The 21,543-nt window shown below is 34.5% G+C and carries 20 protein-coding genes; 6 read left to right on the top strand and 14 right to left on the bottom strand.

Translation table 11 applies throughout. The annotated features are described in order from the left end of the window. Positions 1-5 precede the first annotated feature (5 nt). Together C7D97_RS07860 and C7D97_RS07855 are read right to left on the bottom strand one after the other, a co-directional pair. Complete coding sequence (locus C7D97_RS07860; RefSeq protein ID WP_105301510.1) at positions 6-911, bottom strand: CPBP family intramembrane glutamic endopeptidase; 906 nt, start codon at positions 909-911, stop codon at positions 6-8. Between the two features lie 8 nt (positions 912-919). Then, positions 920-1,534, bottom strand: a complete 615-nt coding sequence (locus tag C7D97_RS07855) for a hypothetical protein (RefSeq protein WP_105301509.1) — start codon at positions 1,532-1,534, stop codon at positions 920-922. 68 nt (positions 1,535-1,602) lie between these two features. On the opposite strand from C7D97_RS07855, the gene C7D97_RS07850 reads away from it, so the two are divergent. Further along, positions 1,603-2,457: a hypothetical protein gene (locus C7D97_RS07850; RefSeq protein ID WP_105301508.1), complete on the top strand. Its 855-nt coding sequence runs from the start codon at positions 1,603-1,605 to the stop codon at positions 2,455-2,457. A 34-nt stretch (positions 2,458-2,491) separates the two neighbouring features. Here C7D97_RS07850 and C7D97_RS07845 read toward each other — a convergent pair whose 3' ends face one another. From C7D97_RS07845 to thrS, 3 genes are all read right to left on the bottom strand, one after another. Next, the gene (locus tag C7D97_RS07845; protein ID WP_105301507.1) at positions 2,492-3,853 is read right to left on the bottom strand and encodes an MATE family efflux transporter; all 1,362 of its coding nucleotides are present in this window, start codon (positions 3,851-3,853) and stop codon (positions 2,492-2,494) included. Between the two features lie 82 nt (positions 3,854-3,935). Then, positions 3,936-5,111, bottom strand: a complete 1,176-nt coding sequence (locus C7D97_RS07840; RefSeq protein ID WP_105301506.1) for a carboxylate--amine ligase — start codon at positions 5,109-5,111, stop codon at positions 3,936-3,938. After that, positions 5,101-7,035, bottom strand: a complete 1,935-nt coding sequence (gene thrS, locus C7D97_RS07835; RefSeq protein ID WP_105301505.1) for a threonine--tRNA ligase — start codon at positions 7,033-7,035, stop codon at positions 5,101-5,103. The genes C7D97_RS07840 and thrS overlap by 11 nt, the downstream gene beginning before the upstream one ends. A 379-nt stretch (positions 7,036-7,414) precedes the next feature. Between thrS and C7D97_RS07830 the strand changes: the two genes are divergently transcribed. Further along, positions 7,415-7,801, top strand: a complete 387-nt coding sequence (locus tag C7D97_RS07830; protein WP_105301504.1) for a PTS sugar transporter subunit IIA — start codon at positions 7,415-7,417, stop codon at positions 7,799-7,801. A gap of 128 nt (positions 7,802-7,929) precedes the next feature. On the opposite strand, the gene C7D97_RS07825 is transcribed toward C7D97_RS07830, so the two are convergent. The 6 genes from C7D97_RS07825 to C7D97_RS07800 form a co-directional block, all read right to left on the bottom strand. Further along, positions 7,930-9,162, bottom strand: a complete 1,233-nt coding sequence (locus C7D97_RS07825) for a Gfo/Idh/MocA family protein (protein WP_105301503.1) — start codon at positions 9,160-9,162, stop codon at positions 7,930-7,932. A 67-nt stretch (positions 9,163-9,229) separates the two neighbouring features. Next, entirely contained in the window at positions 9,230-9,523 is a 294-nt protein-coding gene (locus tag C7D97_RS07820; RefSeq protein ID WP_105301502.1) for a PTS sugar transporter subunit IIB, read from the bottom strand. 43 nt (positions 9,524-9,566) lie between these two features. Then, positions 9,567-10,658: an ABC transporter ATP-binding protein gene (locus tag C7D97_RS07815; protein WP_105301501.1), complete on the bottom strand. Its 1,092-nt coding sequence runs from the start codon at positions 10,656-10,658 to the stop codon at positions 9,567-9,569. 38 nt (positions 10,659-10,696) lie between these two features. Continuing rightward, positions 10,697-11,530, bottom strand: coding sequence for a carbohydrate ABC transporter permease (locus C7D97_RS07810; protein WP_105301500.1), 834 nt, complete (start codon positions 11,528-11,530; stop codon positions 10,697-10,699). Further along, positions 11,517-12,428: a carbohydrate ABC transporter permease gene (locus tag C7D97_RS07805; protein WP_105301499.1), complete on the bottom strand. Its 912-nt coding sequence runs from the start codon at positions 12,426-12,428 to the stop codon at positions 11,517-11,519. Before C7D97_RS07805 ends, C7D97_RS07810 begins: the two co-directional genes overlap by 14 nt. 22 nt (positions 12,429-12,450) lie before the next feature. Beyond that, positions 12,451-13,722, bottom strand: coding sequence for an ABC transporter substrate-binding protein (locus tag C7D97_RS07800; RefSeq protein ID WP_105301498.1), 1,272 nt, complete (start codon positions 13,720-13,722; stop codon positions 12,451-12,453). A gap of 357 nt (positions 13,723-14,079) precedes the next feature. Here C7D97_RS07800 and galE point away from each other — a divergent pair, with 357 nt between their 5' ends. The 3 genes from galE (at position 14,080) to C7D97_RS07785 (ending at position 16,592) form a co-directional block, all read left to right on the top strand. Next, on the top strand, positions 14,080-15,105 hold the full coding sequence (galE, locus tag C7D97_RS07795; protein WP_105301497.1) for a UDP-glucose 4-epimerase GalE: 1,026 nt from the start codon (positions 14,080-14,082) through the stop codon (positions 15,103-15,105). Positions 15,106-15,107: 2 nt separating this feature from the next. Continuing rightward, on the top strand, positions 15,108-16,028 hold the full coding sequence (locus C7D97_RS07790; RefSeq protein WP_105301496.1) for a sugar phosphate nucleotidyltransferase: 921 nt from the start codon (positions 15,108-15,110) through the stop codon (positions 16,026-16,028). A gap of 90 nt (positions 16,029-16,118) precedes the next feature. Then, positions 16,119-16,592, top strand: coding sequence for a PTS sugar transporter subunit IIB (locus C7D97_RS07785; RefSeq protein ID WP_105301495.1), 474 nt, complete (start codon positions 16,119-16,121; stop codon positions 16,590-16,592). Between the two features lie 297 nt (positions 16,593-16,889). Here C7D97_RS07785 and C7D97_RS07780 read toward each other — a convergent pair whose 3' ends face one another. Further along, on the bottom strand, positions 16,890-18,059 hold the full coding sequence (locus C7D97_RS07780) for an IS110 family RNA-guided transposase (protein ID WP_105300835.1): 1,170 nt from the start codon (positions 18,057-18,059) through the stop codon (positions 16,890-16,892). A gap of 500 nt (positions 18,060-18,559) precedes the next feature. Between C7D97_RS07780 and C7D97_RS07775 the strand changes: the two genes are divergently transcribed. Beyond that, positions 18,560-20,227, top strand: coding sequence for an FAD-dependent oxidoreductase (locus C7D97_RS07775; RefSeq protein WP_105301494.1), 1,668 nt, complete (start codon positions 18,560-18,562; stop codon positions 20,225-20,227). 223 nt (positions 20,228-20,450) lie between these two features. Here the strand turns inward: C7D97_RS07775 and C7D97_RS07770 are convergent, their stop codons facing one another. Together C7D97_RS07770 and C7D97_RS07765 are read right to left on the bottom strand one after the other, a co-directional pair. Beyond that, a complete protein-coding gene (locus tag C7D97_RS07770) occupies positions 20,451-20,993 on the bottom strand; it encodes an NADPH-dependent FMN reductase (protein WP_105301493.1) in 543 nt (180 codons plus the stop codon). Between the two features lie 113 nt (positions 20,994-21,106). Continuing rightward, positions 21,107-21,532, bottom strand: a complete 426-nt coding sequence (locus C7D97_RS07765) for a MarR family winged helix-turn-helix transcriptional regulator (protein ID WP_105301492.1) — start codon at positions 21,530-21,532, stop codon at positions 21,107-21,109. Between the last annotated feature and the right edge of the window lie 11 nt (positions 21,533-21,543).

Raw genomic sequence — 21,543 nt, 5'->3', positions numbered from 1 at the left:
CTTTTCTATCTTATTAAACTGGCTTTTCTTGCCTTCTTATATAGTAAATACAAGACAAGTGTCTCAACAATCGTAACTACAAAGCCCCCTTCTATACCAAAGCCTCCCCCACTTATCCATTTATTTCCTACAGATTCGCTTAAAAAAACCGTGTTTTTGCTTGTGATTATCCCACTTACATTAATACCAAAAAAGTTAGCTTGGAGGAAATTCCACACGCTGTGGGCGGCAGCACTTATATATATGCTATCTCTTATGTAAAAAAGCATAGAAAATACAAGTCCCATCAAAAATATATTGACAAAGGCTAGGAGGTTAAAATAAGAATTACCCAGATGAAGGATAGAAAATACCAGACTGTTAGTAATAATACCCACCCTGGGATTTCTAAGAGCTCCTAGATAATTCATTAAAACAGATCTTGTGATAAATTCTTCCTCAAAACCCTGAAAGATCCAACCTATTACAAATAAAATAAAAATCCTAAAGTCTACATTTTCTATATTTAGACGAATCTTGAAGCCAGATAAGAGATAGGAAAAAAGGAAGGAGACACCAAGCATCCCACTTCCTATAAGAAGCCCTTTGAGATAAGATTTGCCCTTCTTTTCATCTACAAGGCCAAGCGATGCGGGAGTTCTCTTTTGATAATATTTAACAAATATATATACGGTAAGGCTTACCAGCAAAGTAGACCAAAGATTAAAAATCATGGCATACTCGTGATTTTCTCCCAACTTTCTTATAAGAAAATCTCCCTTGCCTGTAAGATTAGAGACCAATCTAATTAGTATATGAGAAAAAGACATAGCTAAAATCATCAGGATAAATAAATGAATTGTAAATGCCAGAGGATTTTTCTCCTTCATCACCCTCTTACATTCTTTGATTGATCCATTTGCGTAAAACATATGTCCTCCTAGTTTGCGTAATCTAGGGCCCCTCCTAATATCGCATTTACAAAGGGTCTTGACTCATAAATCTTCTTTGAAAACATCTTATCTCTTATAAAAATACTAACTCTGGCCTTTTTTTTAGGATTATCCTCCCTAGACAGGGCTTTAATATAATCCTCATGGCTAACCCCAGCTTCTAGACTATTGTATACGTCTATGTAGTTGACATTTTCTACCTCAAGGCTTAATTCTCTCCCGCCTTCTACCTTCTTTTCTTCTATATAAGTTATGGATAAGTTCTTAAAGGCTGCCTCATAGAATTCCTTCTCTTCCTTCTCATCCTTGGAGTAGGATTTCTTTAGGGCGTCCATGATTACATCCATCCTGTCCATGTTTTTCTCAAAATATCCCTCATCATAGCTTTTGATAGCAGTTTCTATATCGCTTGCTATCCTTTTATTAGAAGATGTGAGCTTTCTTACTGCAAATACTAGGGCGAATAATATTACAAGGATAAATCCTATGCGGAGGATTCTTTCCTTTCTACGTTTCTTGATTCGCTTTCTTCGTCTTAATTCTTCTCTTCTTATGTCTCTAGATTCTCTTTCTTTAACTGATGGTCTTCTTTGTCTTGTCATATCTGCTCCTATATTGAGTATTATATCATTTTATTAGTAATTTTTCCTTTTTGTGATATGATTTAAGTATGAAAAAAATAAATTTAGCAAGTCTTTTGGGAGTCATCTTGCTTATTATTAGTTTTTTTACCCCAATTGCAGCTTCTTCAATAAAATTAAATACAGAAATCATCTATAGGATAGTAAACACTTATCTTATAGCCTATATCGCCTATATGATTTCCTTTATGGATACAGGAAGGGTCGGGCTTTTGTTCTTGCCTTTAATCTTTCATCTTCTGATTAACTTCTTTCTAATAAAAGGTTTTAATATAAAGTTAAATAGAGAAGTACTAGATGATTTTTATCAAATTCTAAGAAGGCTTTACGATCTCATAAGTCTTGTGGGTATATTTTTCTTAGTAGAATTTTTAATTAACAGGATTTTCGGCAGTACTTTTTCAAGTACACTCGGTGTCATTAGCCTTGCTTTATTCTATTACTATGATTATAGCAAAATTCTAATAGGCTTTCCAAACTTCAAGGACATTTTCTTATATTTTGCTGTCTTTGTAATGGGCCTTAGGATCAGAAGAGCTGATAAGATAAATCCTCTCCTATATATCCTTTCCCTAGGAATCCTAGCTTTGGAAATCTTTTTTAGCTCTAGATATAAGCTAAACTACGGATATTTTTTATCCTTTGTGTTAATCATCTACCTAATGCTAAAGGGCTTTGGAGAGGCTAGTGAAGCTTCTTTCGAGAAATTTATGATCTTTGTCTATATTTATATGTATCCAACGATATTTGTAGGCTTAAGGATTATTTTAGGAGAAAATATCCTAGTAACAAGTCTTCTATCTACTCTTGTTAGCCTTTTTATCGGTCAAATACTATTCAGATTTAATATAAGGCCAATAAATATTTTATTGGTAGGCATATAAAAACCAGCATCTCTGGGAAAGAGAGCTGGTCTTTTTATAATACATCTATTTTGTTTTTGATGTCTCTTTTTAAGAAATACACACACATGATCGCATTAAGTCCTTCAGATATAAGGAAGGACCACCATACTAAGTCTATATTTCCTGTTAGGGAGAATAGATAAAAGGTTGGTAGGAGGATAAAGAATTGTCTTAGGAAGGATTGGAGGATTGCTGTTTGCCAATTCCCCAAGGCTTGGAAAACTCCTACAGATATTATAGAAACTGAAGCTACAATATAAGATAGGGAAACTATCCTAATCATAGGTACTCCAATTTGCCTCATAGTGTCAGTTGCATTAAACAAGTCAAAGATTTGATTTGGCAAAATCCACAAGAAGACAGTTGCGATTCCAACAAGGACCATACCTGATATAAGGGCAAGCTTGATTGACCTACGAATCCTAGCCACATGCCTTGCTCCGTAGTTAAAGGATATGATAGAAACCATAGCGTTCGATATTCCTATTATTGGAAGGAAGGCAAAGGATTGAAGCTTAAACATTACCCCATAGGCTGCGATTGCTGATTGACCAAAAGCTCTAAGCATGGCATTTAGGATAAAGATAATTACTGAAGATATAGCACTCATTACTATAGAAGGAAGGCCTATCCAAAATATTTGTTTTAATATATCTCCATGAAGCCTAAAATGTTTGAAGTCTACTTCTATATCTGTATTCTTTGTTTTATTTATAATAAGACCTATAATAGATCCTCCGATTTGTCCAATCACAGTAGCAAGGGCCGCTCCCTTTACTTCCATTCTTGGAAAGCCAAATAGGCCAAAGATAAAGATTGGATCTAGGATTAGGTTGATTAGGGCTCCTGATATTTGGACAATCATGGTATAAAAGGTAAGGGATGTCGCTTGGAGGAGCTTTTCACAAAGGACTTGGAAGAACAAACCAAAACCAAATATAGTAACAATCCACAAATAATCCCTAGTGTAGGCTACGATTTCAGGAGTCGCCGCTTGGGAATTGGCAAAAAAATCAGTAAAAAATATACCGAATAAGGCAGAGGCAATAGCTCCAACTACAGATAAGACAACCCCGTGCATGGCAACAGACCCTACTCTTCTCTTATCATCCATGCCCAAATACCTACTCAAGAGGGCACTGGCCCCAACGGATATTCCTATAGCAAAGGCAAGCATGATGTTTTGTACTGGGAATGCTAAAGACACCGCTGTAAGGGCTTCTTCTGAAATTCTTGCAACAAATATCGAATCTACTACATTGTAGATTGATTGAACAAGCATAGAAATTACCATAGGTATGCTCATCTTTATAAGAAGACTTCCAACAGGCATGGTTCCCATGATATTTTCTTTCTTGCTTATAGTTTTTTCCATATAAACTCCTTTCTTATTTTCCTGTAAATTTCTCGATAAAATTTTTGGCAATATAAGAGATACCGGATAAACCGATATCTTCTTAGTCAAATAATTCTTTTTCTTGTCTTTTTATAGACTCATTTACCTTCAGTTTTCTAAGCATATTATCATCATAATCGCTTATGACGTGAATTGCTGAGTTTTCATCTCGACCTTTCTTATTAAACTCCTCTTTGAGTCCTTTTTCCACATTTTCGTAGGCTTTTTTAGCAGAAATTGCTTGTAGCCTGAAAGGTCTTTGAGTCTTCTTCGCTTCAGTTTTGCCAAAGATTAGATCATTGATAGCAAGCTCGATTAGGTTTACTCCAGCTAGAGTTGAGTAATAGAAGGTCCTGCCTTGTCTTATATTCATCTCTAGAACGAAGATCTCGCCAGTTTTTGAATCTTTCTTAAAATCTAGATTAAATAGTCCGTGATAGTCAAGAGAGGTCACGATTTTTTCTGCCAAATCATACATGATACCCTCATCACTATCTACTTGGACTAGGTGGTTTCCTACCCACATTGGCCTTAGGTCTGATAGGAGGTTTCTTGCAAGAACAAAGGAAATCTTCCCATCACTCGCCCTGTAGCCGTTTAGGGAATACTCACTTCCCTGACCTCCATTTATAAATTGCTGGCAGATAAAATCTCCCCTAAAGTCACTATTGTAGACTTTTCTTAGAACATCTTTGGCCTCATCCTTATTTCTTACATGGTAGCCCTTTTGGATGTTTTCGCATGATGAATCGAGAAGGGCATCGTAATCGTCTGCCTTTAGGAAAATCTCCCCATCAAAATCAAGCCCATCTATATTATCCTTACTAGCAATGTAAGTCTTAGGATAAGGAAGGTCGATTTTTTCCAAATAAGAGTAAAACTCCGATTTCTTCAAGAGCTTTTCTGCCCAGTTGAGGTCTGGATAAGGAATATGATAAGAGAAATTAAATTTATTCTCATTTCTTAGGAGTGTATCTATGTATCTTTCTGTCGGGGCAAAAAATACAAAGTCCTCTTCCTCTCTTTTTCCTATAACTTCATTGATAAAATTTGAAAAAAGCTCGTCATCTGATGAAAATCCCTTGGTGGTGTAGACATCAGCAATCTTTGATTTATAAAAAGGAACGAGGACAGCCGCCCCTATGACAATAGGCTTTTTGCCAAAGGCTTCATAAAAGCTCCTTGCCACAGAGTAGCTGTTGTGATCTGTTCCTAAGATTATCGCATTAAAAGTCATCGTAGAATATATTTTCCATACTTCTTGAATCTCTTTCTTTAGAGATCTTTTCTATGAATTCATCTACTGAAACGTCAGCTGTCTCTTCTCCGTCCCTATTTCTTACAGTAAGCTTGCCAGAAGTTTCTTCCTTCTCTCCTACTACAAGCATATAGTTTGTTCTCATTAGTTGAGCTTGACGAATCTTGTATCCTACTCCCTCACTTCTGTAATCGATATTTACTCTAAATCCTGCTTCTTTGATTTTTTCTTTTAAATCTTCTGAGTAGTCAATGAACTTATCAGAAACTGGGATGATTTCTACCTGTTGTGGGTTGATCCATAGTGGGAATCTTCCTGCAAAGTGCTCTGTTAGAACTCCGATAAATCTCTCGATTGATCCAAGTAGGGCACGGTGGAGCATAACTGGTCTTTGTTTTGCACCATTTTCATCTATATAAGTTAGGTCGAAGTTTTGTGGTAGTTGGAAGTCAAGTTGGATAGTACCGCATTGCCATTCTCTCTTAGCAGCATCTAGGAGGTGGAAGTCGATCTTTGGACCATAGAAAGCACCGTCTCCTGGGTTGATTTCATATTCGATTCCACGTTCTTCTAGGGCTTTCTTAAGTTGGTCTTCAGCAAAGTCCCAATCCTTGATATCTCCCATGAAGTCATCTGGTCTTGTTGATAGCTCGATTGTGTATTTGAAACCAAATGTTGAATATAGGAGGTCTGCTAGGTCAATCATCCTATAAACTTCTTCCTTGATTTGGCTTGGTAAGCAATATACGTGAGCATCGTCTTGGGTAAATGTTCTTACTCTGAAAAGTCCGTGTAGGGTTCCTGAAAGCTCGTGTCTGTGAACTTGACCATACTCAGCAAGTCTTATAGGAAGGTCTCTATAAGAGTGTTGGTTAGAAGCGTATGTCAAAACAGAACCTGGACAGTTCATTGGCTTAATTGCATAAGCATCACCGTCAATTTTTGTAAAGTACATATTTTCCTTGTAGTGATCCCAGTGACCTGATCTGTGCCATAGGTCTTCATTTAGGATAAGTGGAGTCTTGATTTCTCCATATCCATTTTCATTTAGAACATCTGTCCACCAACCCAATAGCTCGTTCATTAGGATCATTCCATTTGGATGGAAGAATGGGAAGCCTGGTCCTTCTTCGTGGAAGGTGAAAAGATCCATCTCACGACCGATCTTTCTGTGATCTCTCTTTTCGATTTCTTTTTGAAGTTCTTCGTATTCTTCTAATTGCTTAGCCTTTTCGAAGGAAATTCCGTAGATTCTTTGAAGCATTTGTCTATCAGAATCCCCTCTCCAATATGCACCAGCTATTGTCTTAAGCTTAACAGCCTTGATAGGCTTAGTAGATAGAAGGTGAGGTCCCCTACAGAGATCTGTGAAGGCATCTCCCATCTTATATAGGGTGATCTTTTCATCTTCTGGAAGATCTTCTATAAGCTCAACCTTGTAGTCTTGGCCTTCTTCCTTAAACTTCTCCAAAGCTTCAGCTCTAGAAATTTCAACCCTTTCAAGCTTTAGATCACGTTTTGCAATTTCAATCATTTTCTTCTCGATTTTTTCAAGATCTTCTGGAGTAAATCTGTGCTCAAGGTCCATATCATAATAGAAACCATCGTCAATAGCAGGTCCTATAGCAAATTTTGTTTCTGGATACATTTCCTTAATAGCAGCAGCCATAACATGAGAAGAGGTATGCCAGAAAATTTCTTTTCCTTCCTTATCTTCAAACTTAACAACTCTAAAGTCACTATCTTCTTCTATAGGTTCAGCAAAGCCCTTAACTTCTCCATTAACTAGAGCTCCTACTGCAGCTCTAAAAAGTCCCATAGAGATATCCTTTGTAACATCTCCAACGAGAACTCCGCTTTCATATTCCTTAACTGATCCGTCAGGTAATTTAATCTTAATCATAATCTCTCCTTAAAATAAAAATAGACGTATGCCCTAGCCAGCTGGCTATAGGACGATACGTCTTTCGTTCGTGGTTCCACCTAATTTTAAACTCATTAGAAGGCTTATCGCGCCCAAACGCCTCACATTACACGAGGAACTCCAGGGTGGTACTTGTGTTTTTGTGCTGAAACTTCTCAACATCCGTTTCTTTCTGTAAGCATGTGATAAAACAAAAGCTCCCTGTCTAAGTCAAATATTAATTATAGAGTTATATTACCCTATAAATTGATATTTTCAAATATTTCTTCTGTTTTACACTAAAGAAAAACAAACTATAATTGACCAATCCTTTTCCCTAACTTATAATTATATCAAAAGAAAAAGTAAAGGAAGATTTATGAAAAACGCAGTAATATTAACAGGCCACGGACAAATCGCTTCTGGCATATATTCAAGTGTCAAAATGATTGCAGGAAAATTTGAAAATATTAGAATATGTGAATTCAAGGAAGGAGAAAACTACGAAAAGCTAGACGAAAAGTTAGAGAAAGCCTACGAGGACCTAAAAGCTTACGACAACATAGTGGTCCTCGCAGACATAGGAGGAGGAACCCCCTTTAACAGGGCTGTCTTATCCCTAAGCAGACACGATAAGATTGGCTTTGTCTCAGGAGTTAACTTCGAAATGCTCTACTACGCCCTAACAAGCGAGATAGCTGATTTTGACCTTTATATAAAAGACATAATGGACCACGCGAGGGCATCTGTGTTTCGTTTTGAATAAAATAAAAACCACAAGTTATATTCAATTTTCAATAATCAACTTGTGGTTTTTTAACTAAAACTAATAAATATACTTAATTCTATAAATAAGGGAGGAATTAATTAGTTTTATAACACGAAATACAGCTATTAATAATTATTGTAATCTACCATCTTTCCTTCTATTCTAGATTCCTCTGCATCGAAGCACATTAAATGGCTTGCTAAGCTTTCCATAGCCCCAGTCTTTACTTCATCAATACTTCCATTGCAAGCATCATAGAAGGCTTTAATTATAGCTCTATCGGACCCACCATGGCCTCCAACCATGTTGTTAACCTTTATTAATCTATCTTCATCTTTGCCAAATATATTAACTCTTATTTCTTGAGTTAAATCATCAGCTATGATTTCACCCTTTGTACCTTGTATTTTAATATTTCTGTGTACATCTTTAGCGAAAGCAGATAGGTTGAAGGTTGCTGAAACTTCATCTTCAAATTGGATAGCTATAGATTGATGATCACAAACATCGTTATCTGATTTGTAAACGCATCTTCCATAAGGTCCTTCTTCAAGAGCTTTTTTCAAACTCTCATCTGTGACTTTTGGATCGACAACTGCTCTCCAGCCTCTTCCTCTACCTTCAGTATAGAAATCCTTTACAGAAAAAATACATGAATCTTGATATTTACAGTTTAGACACCTATCAGCTGCTCCTTCTGGTTGATTTTCCTCTTTAAAATATGTCAATGAACCATAAGCAGATATTGATTTAGGCATCTTACCTGTTAAATAAAGGAGGATATCCATATCATGGCATGATTTTTGGAGTATTAATGGTGATGACTCAACTGAGTTTCTCCAATTTCCCCTTACAAAGGAATGAGCAAAGTGGAAATATCCAATATTCTCATTATGATTGATATTTATAAGCTCTCCTATAGCTCCTTCATCTATCAATTCTTTTATTTTTTTAAAAAATGGTGAATACCTCAATACATGGCAAATCATAAATACTTTTTCATAATCTTTTGCTTTGTTAGCAATATTTAAAACTTCTTCTCTTATAGGAGAAATAGGTTTTTCTAATAAGATATTTAGATTCATATCCAAAGCTTTCATAGTGATATCATAATGTTCTCTATCATAAGTAGCTATAATTATAGTATCAGCAAATTTTTCTTTTTCTAATTTCTCGAAAAACTCCTCCTCATCTTTAAATATGTATTCATCATCAATATTAAACTCCTTCTTTACTTTATCTAACTTAGTTTGATCCCAATCTAAAGCAGATACTATATCAACATCATCGTATAGATTCAATTTTTTTGCATACGCTTCATGTCCTCTATTTCCACATCCAACAACTGCAACTTTCATTTTTACTCCTTAATATTTCTTTATTAATTATTCTACTTTTTTGAATATTTATAATTGGCACAAATTTTTAATTATTAAGAGAGTGCTCAGATATCTTTTCTTTCGCTTCTTCTGTAGATAATATATTTTGCAAACCTATAACTTTAATTTCTTTTTTTATTTCTTTATCAAATCTATCCTCGAAATTTTTAGCACAAAATATAACATCAACATCTTTTTCAATAGAAGATAATTCTTTTATTGATCCGTGCTCTATTTCGAGTTCTCCTTGATAATTTAATTCATCAAATGCTTTTTTTATAACTTCTCTCATTAAAATAGATGTTGCTATTCCATTTGCACAAAGAACTAATACTTTCATTTTTGCTCCTACTTTAATATTTATTTTGTATATTGATTACTTATTATATTTTATTTCCTGTCTCTGGATCGAATAAGAATGATTTTTTTGCATTTAAATACACCTCAAGAGTTGAACCTAATTCATAATCTAGATTCATAAAATCTCTAATTATAATTTCATTATTTTCACAGCTTGTGTAAACTACTTTCTCACTTCCCAAAGACTCTACTACTTCTACTTTTGTATCTAAATGAATTACTTCTTCAGTGTAATTTTCTATATAGATATGCTCTGGTCTAGTGGCGATATTTACACTATTTTTATCATAATCCTTAAGCTGCCTAGATAGCACTTCAGGTATTGTTATTTTTTGATTTCCGATACATCCCTTTATTTGAGAACCTTCCTTCTTTAATTCCATATTTATAATATTAATTCTTGGTGACCCAATAAATCCTGCTACAAATTCATTAATTGGATTGTTATAAAGATTAACTGGTGTATCAACTTGTTGAATTACTCCTTTATTCATAACAACTATCCTATCACCTAAAGTCATAGCTTCTGTTTGATCGTGAGTAACGTATATAAATGTCGTATTCAAATCTTTATGAAGTTTATTAATCTCTGTCCTCATTTGGGTCCTAAGTTTTGCGTCAAGGTTAGATAAAGGCTCATCCATTAAAAACACCTTAGGGTTTCTAACCATAGCTCTACCAAGAGCGACTCTCTGATTTTGCCCGCCTGATAACTGACTAGGTTTTCTATCCAGATATTCTTCAATTTGAAGCATTTTTGAAGCGCTTGTGATTTTTTCTTTTATTTTATTCTTATCCATTTTTTGATTTTTAAGGGCATAAGCCATATTATCATATACCGTCATATGTGGATATAAAGCATAATTCTGAAAAACCATAGCTATATTTCTATCTTTTGGTTCAACATCATTAATAACCTTATCATCTATTACAATTTTTCCTGAAGAAATATCTTCAAGTCCTGCTAACATCCTTAAAGTTGTCGATTTTCCACAACCTGATGGACCAACAAAGACAACAAATTCATTATCTTTTATTTCTAAATTAAAATCTTTCACTGCATGAAAGCCATTATTATATATCTTATTTACATCAGTAAATTTAATACTACTCATATATTCTCCTTAATTAAGATAATGTTATAATTAATTCATTATCCCTTCATTCCACTTTGAGCTAAACTTTCTATAAATTGCTTTTGGAAAATAGCAAAAAGCAATATCATAGGCCATATTGATAAAAGTGCACTAGCCATATATACAGGGAAATTCATAGTATACTGACCAGTTGATGCCATATTTGCTAGTCCTACAGCTAAAGTTTGTTTTGCTGGCAATGTATTAACAATTAAAGGCCACATTAAGTTATTCCAAGTAAATAATAAACATGTAATAATGAGGGTTACTATTCCTGGTTTAACAATTGGCAAGCATATATCAAAAAATATTTTAAATTGACCTGAGCCATCAATCCTTGCTGCTTCCTCTAGCTCAACAGGTATTTGACTGAAAAATTGCCTCATTAGAAAAGTACCCATAGCTGAAAACATACTAGGTAATACTAAAGCTGTTATGGTATTAAGCAATCTCAATTTATTCATTATTTGAAATTGAGGCACTAAGAATATTTGGCTTGGAACCATTAAAACAGACATTATTAGTACAAAAATAAAATTTTTAAAAGGAAAGTCTAATCTAGCAAAAGCATATCCTGCCATAGTGCACATAACAACTTGTCCTAAAGTTGTAAAAATCGCATATAAGGCTGTATTTTTATATAGTAAAACAAAGTCTATCTTATTTAAAGCTTCGCTAAAATTAGACCACTGTAAACTGCTTGGAAATATTACTGGAGGTATTGCCATAGATTCGCTCAAAGTTTTTAAGGATGTCAAAACCATCCATATAAATGGAAAAACTGTAAATATAACTCCAATAATCAAAACTAAATGTATTAATATTTTTTTGAATTTACTAGTTTTTAACATTATTTATCCACCTTTTTTGTATTGTCATTTGTAAGAAAGTAATAACAATTATAATTATAAACAGTACAGTCGCTACAGCCGCTCCATATCCCTTCCTACCAAACTCGATTGCTGACTGATAGAATAAATATACAATAGACTGTGTGCTTCTTAAAGCAGGACTGGTCTTGTTAATCATCATGAATATAATATCAAATACTTGAAAACTTCCTATCAAGTCTTTTGTTATTACAAACAATAAGGTTGGGGATAGCAAAGGGAATGTTATAGTAAAAAACTGCTTAAATCCACTAGCTCCATCAAGTTTAGCAGCTTCATAATATTGTTTAGGTATTGATTGCATACCTGCTAAGAAGAATATGATATTCATACCTAGGCTCATCCATATTCCAACTATAATTATTGATCCTAATGCTGTATTGCTATCAGCAAGCCAAGCTTTAGGTTGACCACCAAACCTCATTATCAACTGATTTAATAAGCCGTACTGACCATTATAAATCCATTTCCAAATCATTGCTACTGCAGCTGGCATTGTTACAGCAGGTAAAAAGTAAAGAGTTCTATATACTCCTATCCCCTTAATATTTTTATTCAATAAGTTCGCTATAGTCATTGATATTATTATTGACAAAGGAACAGTAAATATTGTATAAGTAAAAGTGTTCTTGAGTGCCATATAGAAATTATCATCTGACAATAATTCTATATAATTATCTAATCCAATTGGTTTCCATACTCCAAAAGAATTTAAGTCAGTAAATGAATAAAATATATTTTGGAAAAATGGTATTATGTAAAACACAGTTAGACCTAGTAAAACAGGGAGTATCATTAAATACCCCCATTTTACTGCCTGTGAGTTATACCTTTTATTATTAGTTTTCTTATTTTTCATAACCCACCTCACATTTTATAAACTATTCTTCAGACAATGCAGAATTCATATTATCAGCAAGATCTTTTAATGAATCTTTAGCAGGTCTTTCTAGTGAGAATATTTCGTTAATTGCATCACTTTCATATTGGTTCCATACAGGTGTATTTTTACTTACTGGATAAGGAACTGAATACTCTAATTCATCGACAAAAGCTTTTAGGTTTTTTTCAGGATATGAAGCTTCCCAAGTATTTAGAGAACTATTAAGAGCAGGTATTACCGTTCCTTTGCTAGCCCAAAGTTCATTTACTTCTTCTGAAGCTAAATATGCCATAAAATCCAATGCAGCATCTTTATTTTCGGAATCTTTCGCTAAAGCATAAGAAAGTCCATGAATTGTTGCTGCTCTATCTTTAATTAAAGGCATTATTTGTACATCTACTTTATCTTTGAAACTTTCATCACCGAAAAATTCTGGCACTCTCCAACTTCCTAGATAAACCATAGCTATTTTTCCAGCTTTAAATAAATCCTTATCTGGTGTGTCTGTCAAAGTTTGTAAGTCAGGAGATATCCCTTTTTCTATTAGTTCAGTCCATATTTTAACTCCTGCTTCAGCTTCAGGACTATCATAACCAGATTTTTTCTTATCTTCACTTATGATATAGCCTCCAGACTGAGGAATAGTATCATAAATTCCTTCTTGTGTCATGCCTTTTGCTGCTGTTCCCCAAATTCCTTTCTCTTTGTTTGTCAATTTTTCAGCAGCTTTAACAAAATCGTCCCATGTCCAATTTTCATTAGGATATTCTACTCCAGCCTCATCGAATATTTCTTTATTGTAAAATAAAGCTGTTAAATCCCAATCTTTTGGAATTCCATATAGTTTATCTTCATATGTATAAAGATCCACAAGTCCTGCAGGGAAATCTTCTTTCTTAAAATTAAGTTTATCCATATGGTCATCTAGAGGTTCTAAAACTCCATTTGAAGCAAACTTGACAAAGTTTGGACCATTCATGGTAAAAATATCAGGCATTACTTTACCTTGAGATTGAGTTTCTAGTTTTGTGAAATGATCCTTAAATGTCGTCTCTTCAATTTGGATATCAACATCAGGATTTTTTTCTTCATAATTTTTCTCAATTTCCTTCATAACTTCAATTTGATCAGGATTCCACATAGCCATTCTAACAACACTTTTATCATTGTTGTTTCCACCGTCAGCATTATCCTTGCTTTCATTTCCACCACATCCTGTTAACATAGTAGCTGCCGCTACAGCAAATAACATTTTCTTAATAGTTCTCATACTTCCTCCTTAAAACTATTAGTTGACACAAAATCAATTTTTTCATAAATTTAAAAACGATTTCATGGTTAGTAATGGTAGTTACCTTGTAACTAGTATAATACTATATAGATTTTACGTCAAGGATTATTTTATAAATATTTTACCTAATTTAAGACAATCAATACAATTTATACCTTTTATTTCAAAATTAATTCTATTTTATTTTTTACTATATCTAATAATGGGTACTACCACAATAACAAATGTACCTATCCTAACCTTTTTAATTAACTATTACCTCTTGTAGCTTACCACTAGATAATAATTTAGTATTAATATATAATAGATGTAAGTAAGATATAAAGAGGAGATTTCATGAAAAACGTACTAATAACTGGAGGGGCTGGATATATTGGCTCTCACATTGCTGTAGAGCTTCTAGAAAAGGGCTACAAAGTAAGCCTATACGATAACTTATCCAACTCTTCCAAACAAGCTGTTAAAAGAGTTGCAGAAATCACAGGCAAAAGTCCTAATTTCTACGAGGCAGATATTCTAGATGAAAAAAGCCTAAAAGAAGTTTTTATAAAAGATAAAATAGACGTAGTAATCCACTGTGCAGCTCTTAAGGCTGTGGGAGAATCTGTCAAAAAACCACTAGAATACTATCATAATAATATCACTGGGACCCTAACACTTCTTGAAGTTATGAGAGATGTAAACTGCAAAAACATAATATTTTCTTCATCAGCAACAGTCTACGGAGATCCCGAAAGTGTACCTATCACAGAGGACTTTCCAAAAGGCGAGTGCACCAACCCTTACGGCTGGTCTAAGTCTATGATGGAGCAAATTATGACAGACCTTAACACAGCAGACCCAGAATGGAAGGTAGTGCTTTTAAGATACTTTAATCCAATCGGGGCCCACAAGTCTGGAAAAATTGGCGAAGATCCAAAGGGAATCCCAAACAACCTCCTTCCTTATATTTCCCAAGTAGCTATAGGAAAGTTAGATCACTTATCAGTTTTCGGTGATGACTACGATACCCATGATGGAACTGGAGTAAGAGACTATATCCACGTAGTAGACCTTGCCAAGGGCCATGTCCTAGCAGTAGATAAAATCGACGAGCTTAATGGGGTTGAGATAATAAACCTTGCAACAGGAAAGGGCTACTCTGTCCTCGATGTGGTAAAGGCCTTCGAGAAGGCTAGCGGAAGAGATGTCCCTTACCAAATAGCGCCTAGACGAGAAGGCGACATAGCTAAATGCTTTGCAGATGCAAAAAAAGCCAAAGAAGTCCTAGGCTGGGTCGCAGAAAATGGGATAGAAGAAATGTGCAAAGACTCATGGAGATGGCAATCACAAAACCCTAACGGATACGAACAAGGAGAGTAAAAATGAATACAACACTCGTAGTACTTGCAGCAGGAATAGGCTCAAGATACGGAGCAGGAATAAAGCAACTAGCAAAAATGGACGACAATGGCTATACAATCATAGACTATTCCATCTATGATGCGATGAAAGCAGGCTTTAACAAGGTTGTCTTTATCATAAGAGAAGAAATAGAAAAAGACTTCAAAGAAATAATCGGAAATAGGATAGAAAAAATCATCGATGTAGAATACGCCTACCAAGATATGACACTTCCTAATGGATTTGAAAGTCCTAAGGATAGGAAAAAACCTTGGGGCACAGTCGATGCAGTCCTTGCTACCAAGAATCTAGTAAATGAACCTTTCCTAATAATAAATGCTGACGATTACTATGGCAAGGAAGTTTTCAAAGATCTCCATAGCTTTTTAGTAAACCATGACGAGAAGGAAGATGATAAACTTCAAATCGCCATGGCCGGCTACAAGCTAAAAAACACCCTCTCAGACAACGGTACTGTAACAAGAGGAGTCTCAGTAGGAGATAGTAATAATAAACTAAGAGACATTATAGAAACTCACGAAATAAAACTAGAAGAAGACGGTTCTCTTTCAAGCAAGGAGGGACTAGACTCTGACCTACTCAATCTAGAATCCCTAGTATCAATGAACTTATGGGCCTCCTACCCAACTTTCATAGACCTTTGCGAAGAACATTTCATAAAATATCTAGAAGAAAATAAAGATAAACTAGACAGCGCAGAATACGTACTCCCTGATATGATAGGAGAGCTAATTGATGAAGACAAGGCAGATATAACAATACTTCCAACAGATGAAAAATGGATAGGCATAACCTACAAAGAAGACCTCTCCCCTGCCAAGGCTTCATTTAAGAAAATGTTTGAAGAAAATCTTTATCCTGAAGATATATGGAATCTTTAAATTGAGACATTTGACAAAAGATATTTTCAAATTATAATATAGTCTATAAATTAGAGAAATAATAAGAAATAGAAATTATAAGGAGAAATAATGGCAGAGATAATATTTACTAGAATTGACGACAGATTGCTCCACGGCCAAGTCGGCAGAGAATGGGTTAAATCTGAAGATTGTGATCTTATAGTTGTTGCAAATGACGAAGCTTCAGAAGATAGACAAGCACAAAAGCTTATGAACATAGCAACACCTCTTTTCGCTGAGACTGTGTTTTGGACAATCGATAGAACTATAAAAGAAATCGAAGAAACACACGAAGACTCCAAGGCTCTCATCCTTGTTGAAAGTCCAGAGGATGCTTATAAGCTTGTTGACGCTGGCCTTAATATAGATACTGTAAATGTTGGGAATATGAGAGAGCTTCCTAACAAGGATAAGATAAACGAAAATATCTATGTTGGAGATAAGGACAGAGAGTATTTCAAAAAACTTCACGACAAAAATATTAGTATAGATATCAGAACCCTACATTCAGATAAGGCTCTTGACGAAAGCGTCTTATTCTAGAAAGAAGAGCATATTAGGAAAAATCAGGATTAAATATAGTTAGAGCTTTAAAAAATATTTTATAGTTAAATTACCCTTATCTCGACTAAGAGAGTGAAACGAACGCACGGAGACTAACTATCGGAAGTCAAGTCGAAAATTAAAAAAATTAACAAATTAAAATTCATAAAAAGTTGAATAAAAACTTAATTTATTCATCAAGAATTGACTTCCGTTAGGTTAAATAACGAATTATTGGCATGACAAATAAGCTATCGTTTTTGATAGCTTAAAATTTTCTTTAAATTTCATATCTTTTTAGGACGTTTGGCTTACAAATTTCTGATTTCTATTTAGAAGGTGAAATATTACTCTAGTTAATTTCCTGGCTACGTGTGTCAGGGCTACGTAATGGTGTTTACCTTCATTTTTCTTTTTCTCATAGTAAATCCTAAATGTTTCGTCATTTTGGCATATTAAAAATGCGGCTATGAATAGAGCATCTCTTAAGTATGAACTACCTCTTTTGCTCATACTACTATAGTTTGAATGCATTGTTCCTGATTGACTGATTGATGGATCTAGACCTGCATAAGCCAATAGTTTACTTGGATTTTCAAATTTTTCTATGTTTCCAATCTCAGCTATTAGACTAGGGCCTATCTCTATTCCTACACCAGGTATACTCATTATTGGACTATCTAAACAATCTAAGAGAGGCTTAATTTCCTCATTAACTTCTTTGATTTGTTTACATAAGAATTCCAAGGATTTAATATCTTGAACTAATCTAAAAGATACAGCAGATGAATCAATCCCTATTGACCTTCTTGCAGCATTCCTAATCTCTATTGCCTTGTCTTTAGAGTGACTTCCTTTAGAAGCTTTTTTAATTATGTTGCTTAACCTTGTTAAGTTTGCCTTAGCAATCTTATCTGCAGATGGATATTCTTTTAATACCTCTAGAGTGTATTTACAAAATACATCATTGCAGATGCTACTTAATTCAGGAAATACTAAATCTAAGTGGCTTACAATAGCATTCTTTAACTTAACCCTATCACTTTTTAAAGAAGATTTGTATCTAGTTAGTGACTTAAGTTCGTAATTATGATACAATTCATTGTGAGTAGGATTAGAGTCAGTAGCTCTTAGAAGCTTTGCAATGAAGAAAGCATCAACCTTATCGGTTTTTGTATTTCTAAAACTATCAGCCTTTCTGTAAAGACTAGTTTGATAAGGGTTAAAGAAATGAATGTTAAAATTCAAATCTAGTAGAAATCTTGAAAGATTGAGATGATAGTGACCGGTGGATTCTAATCCTATTCTAATTTTATCCTTATCAAAATCAGAAAGTTTTTTTAGTAAAAAATCAAAACCATCTCTTGAATTCTTAATTTCAAAATGACACCCTTTATCAAAATTATCCTCAACAGCAAGATAGCAGTTATGCTTAAATTTAGAAACATCAATACCCAAATAGATCATAGAAAACTCCTTTAAAATTATTGTTGTGCTTCCACATAAGTTATGTCTCGTATCCTTGTACAATAAATCGTCTAGCGATATCTAACTAATTAACAAAAAAACATAGTTATGTGGTTGTAGTCTCCGCGAAATAGTCAAAGCTATAGAGATCTCACACATTCCACAACACTATGTTTAATGTATAGTATTCCATTGTTTTTTCCATAGAATGACTATAGTTATATGATACAAGAGATCTAATCAGATTTCTCCACTCACTTCGTACTCTGACTCGTTACTTAGTAACTTTTCCGTGCTTTCGCACTAGTCAGAGGGGTAAATAGCCAATTCAATGGCTATTTACCTGGTCGAAATAAGGGTGATTTTGTCTAAAGTCTATCATATTTCTAATATGCTTTTTATTTACCTATTTTTTCAAATATTTGATGATTTTTTTATAAATCGGTATTTATTTCTCCTTTTGGGTAAAAGCTTACTAAGTAATAGAAAGGGAGGATTTTATGAAAGTTGTTATAGTTGGAGCTGTTGCGGGCGGAGCGACCTTTGCGGCGAGTCTACGAAGGCTTAGCGAGGATGTCGAGATAGTAATGTTTGAGAAGGATAGGGACTTATCTTTTGGTAACTGTGAGATTCCCTACTATCTTTCCTACGATATAGAAAATTCTTCATCCCTTATAAATAGGACTCCTGAGTCTTTCGCTAGGGGTTATAATATTAGGGCAGAAAGGTTTCACCAAGTAATCTCTATAAATAGAGTGGAAAAATACGTAGAAGTATTAGATAAGCTAAATAATAAGAAATTTAAGGAAACTTATGATTATCTAATACTTGCCCCTGGAACTAAGGAAAATCGACCATCATCTATCACCGGCTACGACCATGACCATGTCTTCTCGGTGAAAAATGTCGTAGATGTAGAAAATATCAGAAAATACTTGGAGGAAAATGAAGTTAAGGAAGTCTTCGTTGCTGGAGGAGGTTTCGTTGCAATAGAGGCTGCAGAATCCCTCCACAAGCTTGATGGTCTCAATATCTCTATGCTAATAAGAAAGAACACCTCCCTTTTATCTATCATAGATATGGACCTTAAGGGCTTTATCAAAGATAATATTAGGGATAATGGTATAAATATTATCGAAGGCAAATCTCTTGTAGAAATCGAGAAAGATTATGTAAGATTCGATGATAATTCAAAAAAGAAGGCAGATCTAGTAATACTTGCCCTAGGAGCAAGACCTTTTAGTGACCTTGCAGAAAAAGCAGGCCTTGACCTTGAAGATGATGGATCTATCAAAGTAGATGATAATTTTAGGACAAGTGATGAGTCGATTTTTGCTATAGGCGATGTGATTAATCCAAGAAACTTCCTTACCAAGGAAAAGAGTAAGCTTAATCTAGCCTGGCCTGCCCATAGACAGGCAAAATATTTGGCGAAGTATCTTTTAGGAAAAAAGGCGACTCCTCCAGAATTTATCGGGACCTTCGCCCTAAGAAGTTTCGACTTAAATATCGCCATGACAGGGCTTAATGAGAAAAGCCTAAACGATTTGGGCATAGCTTATAAAACCTCTCTTATCGCTCATAGAGACTCTGTTGGAATTATGCCAAATTCTAAGATAATTTATCTTAAGCTCCTCTTCGATGATAAAGACGGGAGAATCTACGGGGCCCAGGGCCTAGGTTACGGAGTAGTAGATAAGAGAATCGATGTGATAGCTAGTATGATTAAACAAAAGGCTACGATCTATGACCTCTACGACTTAGAGCTTGCCTACCAGCCCCTATATTCTACTGTAGAGGATGCTACTAATGTCCTAGCAAATCAAGCCATTAATGTCTTCGAAGGAAGGCTTAAGGATGTCAAAATCGATGAATTAATCGCTTCTTTCAAGGATTATAGGATCTACGACCTAAGAGATAAGACCTCTTACGAAAAGGGCCATATCAAGGGTGCAAGATCTCTTGCCGGCAAAGATTTAAGAAAGGACCACGATTTTCTCCCAAAAGATGAGAAGATTATCTTTTATGACGCAAATGGAGGAAAGTCTTCAAATGCTGTCAAAATGCTAGCCCATTATGGTTTCGATAATATTTATATTCTCGATGGATCTTTCGTCTATTTTGAAAAATATGACAAGATGATGGACTCTTCAATGATTGAAAAATAATATTTTGGAAAATGATACTAATTATGTATAATCCCACCTATTAAAACTTAGCTTGAAATTTATTTTTAAATTTTTAAAAAAGTAAGATGGATCAACTCATAGAATTATGGGATTTATCCTAAGCTCTTTATAAAGGGAACAATTATTAATTCTGTAAATAAGAATTTTTCTAATAAAAAAGCCTTAATGGATTTGAATTTTTCTCCTCCATTAAGGCTGATTTTTATGAGTGTTTTTTGACAAAGTCTACAAAGGCCCTGGTAGAATCTTCTAGGAAAGTTCTTGTGCTAGCAACTAGATTACCCTCTTTGTCAAAGAGAGTGTGGATAGCTGGTATATAAACTTCTGGCTGATTCATGGTAATTAAATTTACATAGACGAAGCTCTGCCTTAGGGCATGATTTCCCATAGCTCCTCCAGTTGAACCCATGGAGGCAGAAAATACCGCAGCTACTTTCCCATCCCATAGGTTGCCCCTTGGATCACGGCTTCCTATATCTATTACATTCTTTAGACTTGGAGCAAGGGAGCGGTTGTATTCTGGAGTAAAGAAGATATATCCATCATATTTCCTAAGCTCGTCCCTAATCCTTGTGTACTCTTCTCTTGGATTTGCTCCGTCATCATCTTGATTATAGAAAGGAAGGTAGGAAATATCTATGATTTCCGCTTCATTTCCTTCATCTATAATCTTTTTTGAAATCTCTGCAAGCTTCCTGTTAAACGATCCCTTTCTTAGAGAACCTACTAATAATCCTATCTTCATTTTTTCTCCTTAATTATAAAATTCTAAATTATCTCTAATAAATCTTCCTTCTCTTAAGCCTTCTATTATCTCACATCGACTCCTACCATCCTAAATAAGCTTATAAGGTCCTATTAATTATCAATATTTGCTCCTAATTTCTTTAGAAGGCTAAGAAGAGTTGCTGTTTCCTCTTCGCTTAGATCCTTCATATAATCATATATCATGGCCTCATTTTCTGGGATGACCTTCTCTATCACAGCCCTTCCCTCATCAGTTAGGGATAGGATAGAAACCCTCTTATCATTTTCATCTGTCTTTCTTTTTACATATCCCATCTTCTCAAGATTTTTAATTACTAGAGAAATAGTCCCCACACTTGATAAGATTATATCCCTCACTTGACCTATAGATAGGTCTCCCTTAGAATACAAGGCTTCTAGGACCATAAATTGACTGAAGGAAAGTCCATAGCTTCTTCCTATATCTAGGGTCCTCCTATCGAGTTCCTTGACATTTTTGTGAAGGCCTATGAGTATCTTTAGCTTATCTTTTTCCATATTAACTCCTC

This window comes from Anaerococcus marasmi (assembly GCF_900290195.1).
GTDB classification, from domain to species: Bacteria; Bacillota; Clostridia; order Tissierellales; family Peptoniphilaceae; genus Anaerococcus; species Anaerococcus marasmi.
The sequence above is the reverse complement of the archived record's forward strand: the minus strand, read 5'-3'. Positions and strand labels throughout refer to the sequence as shown.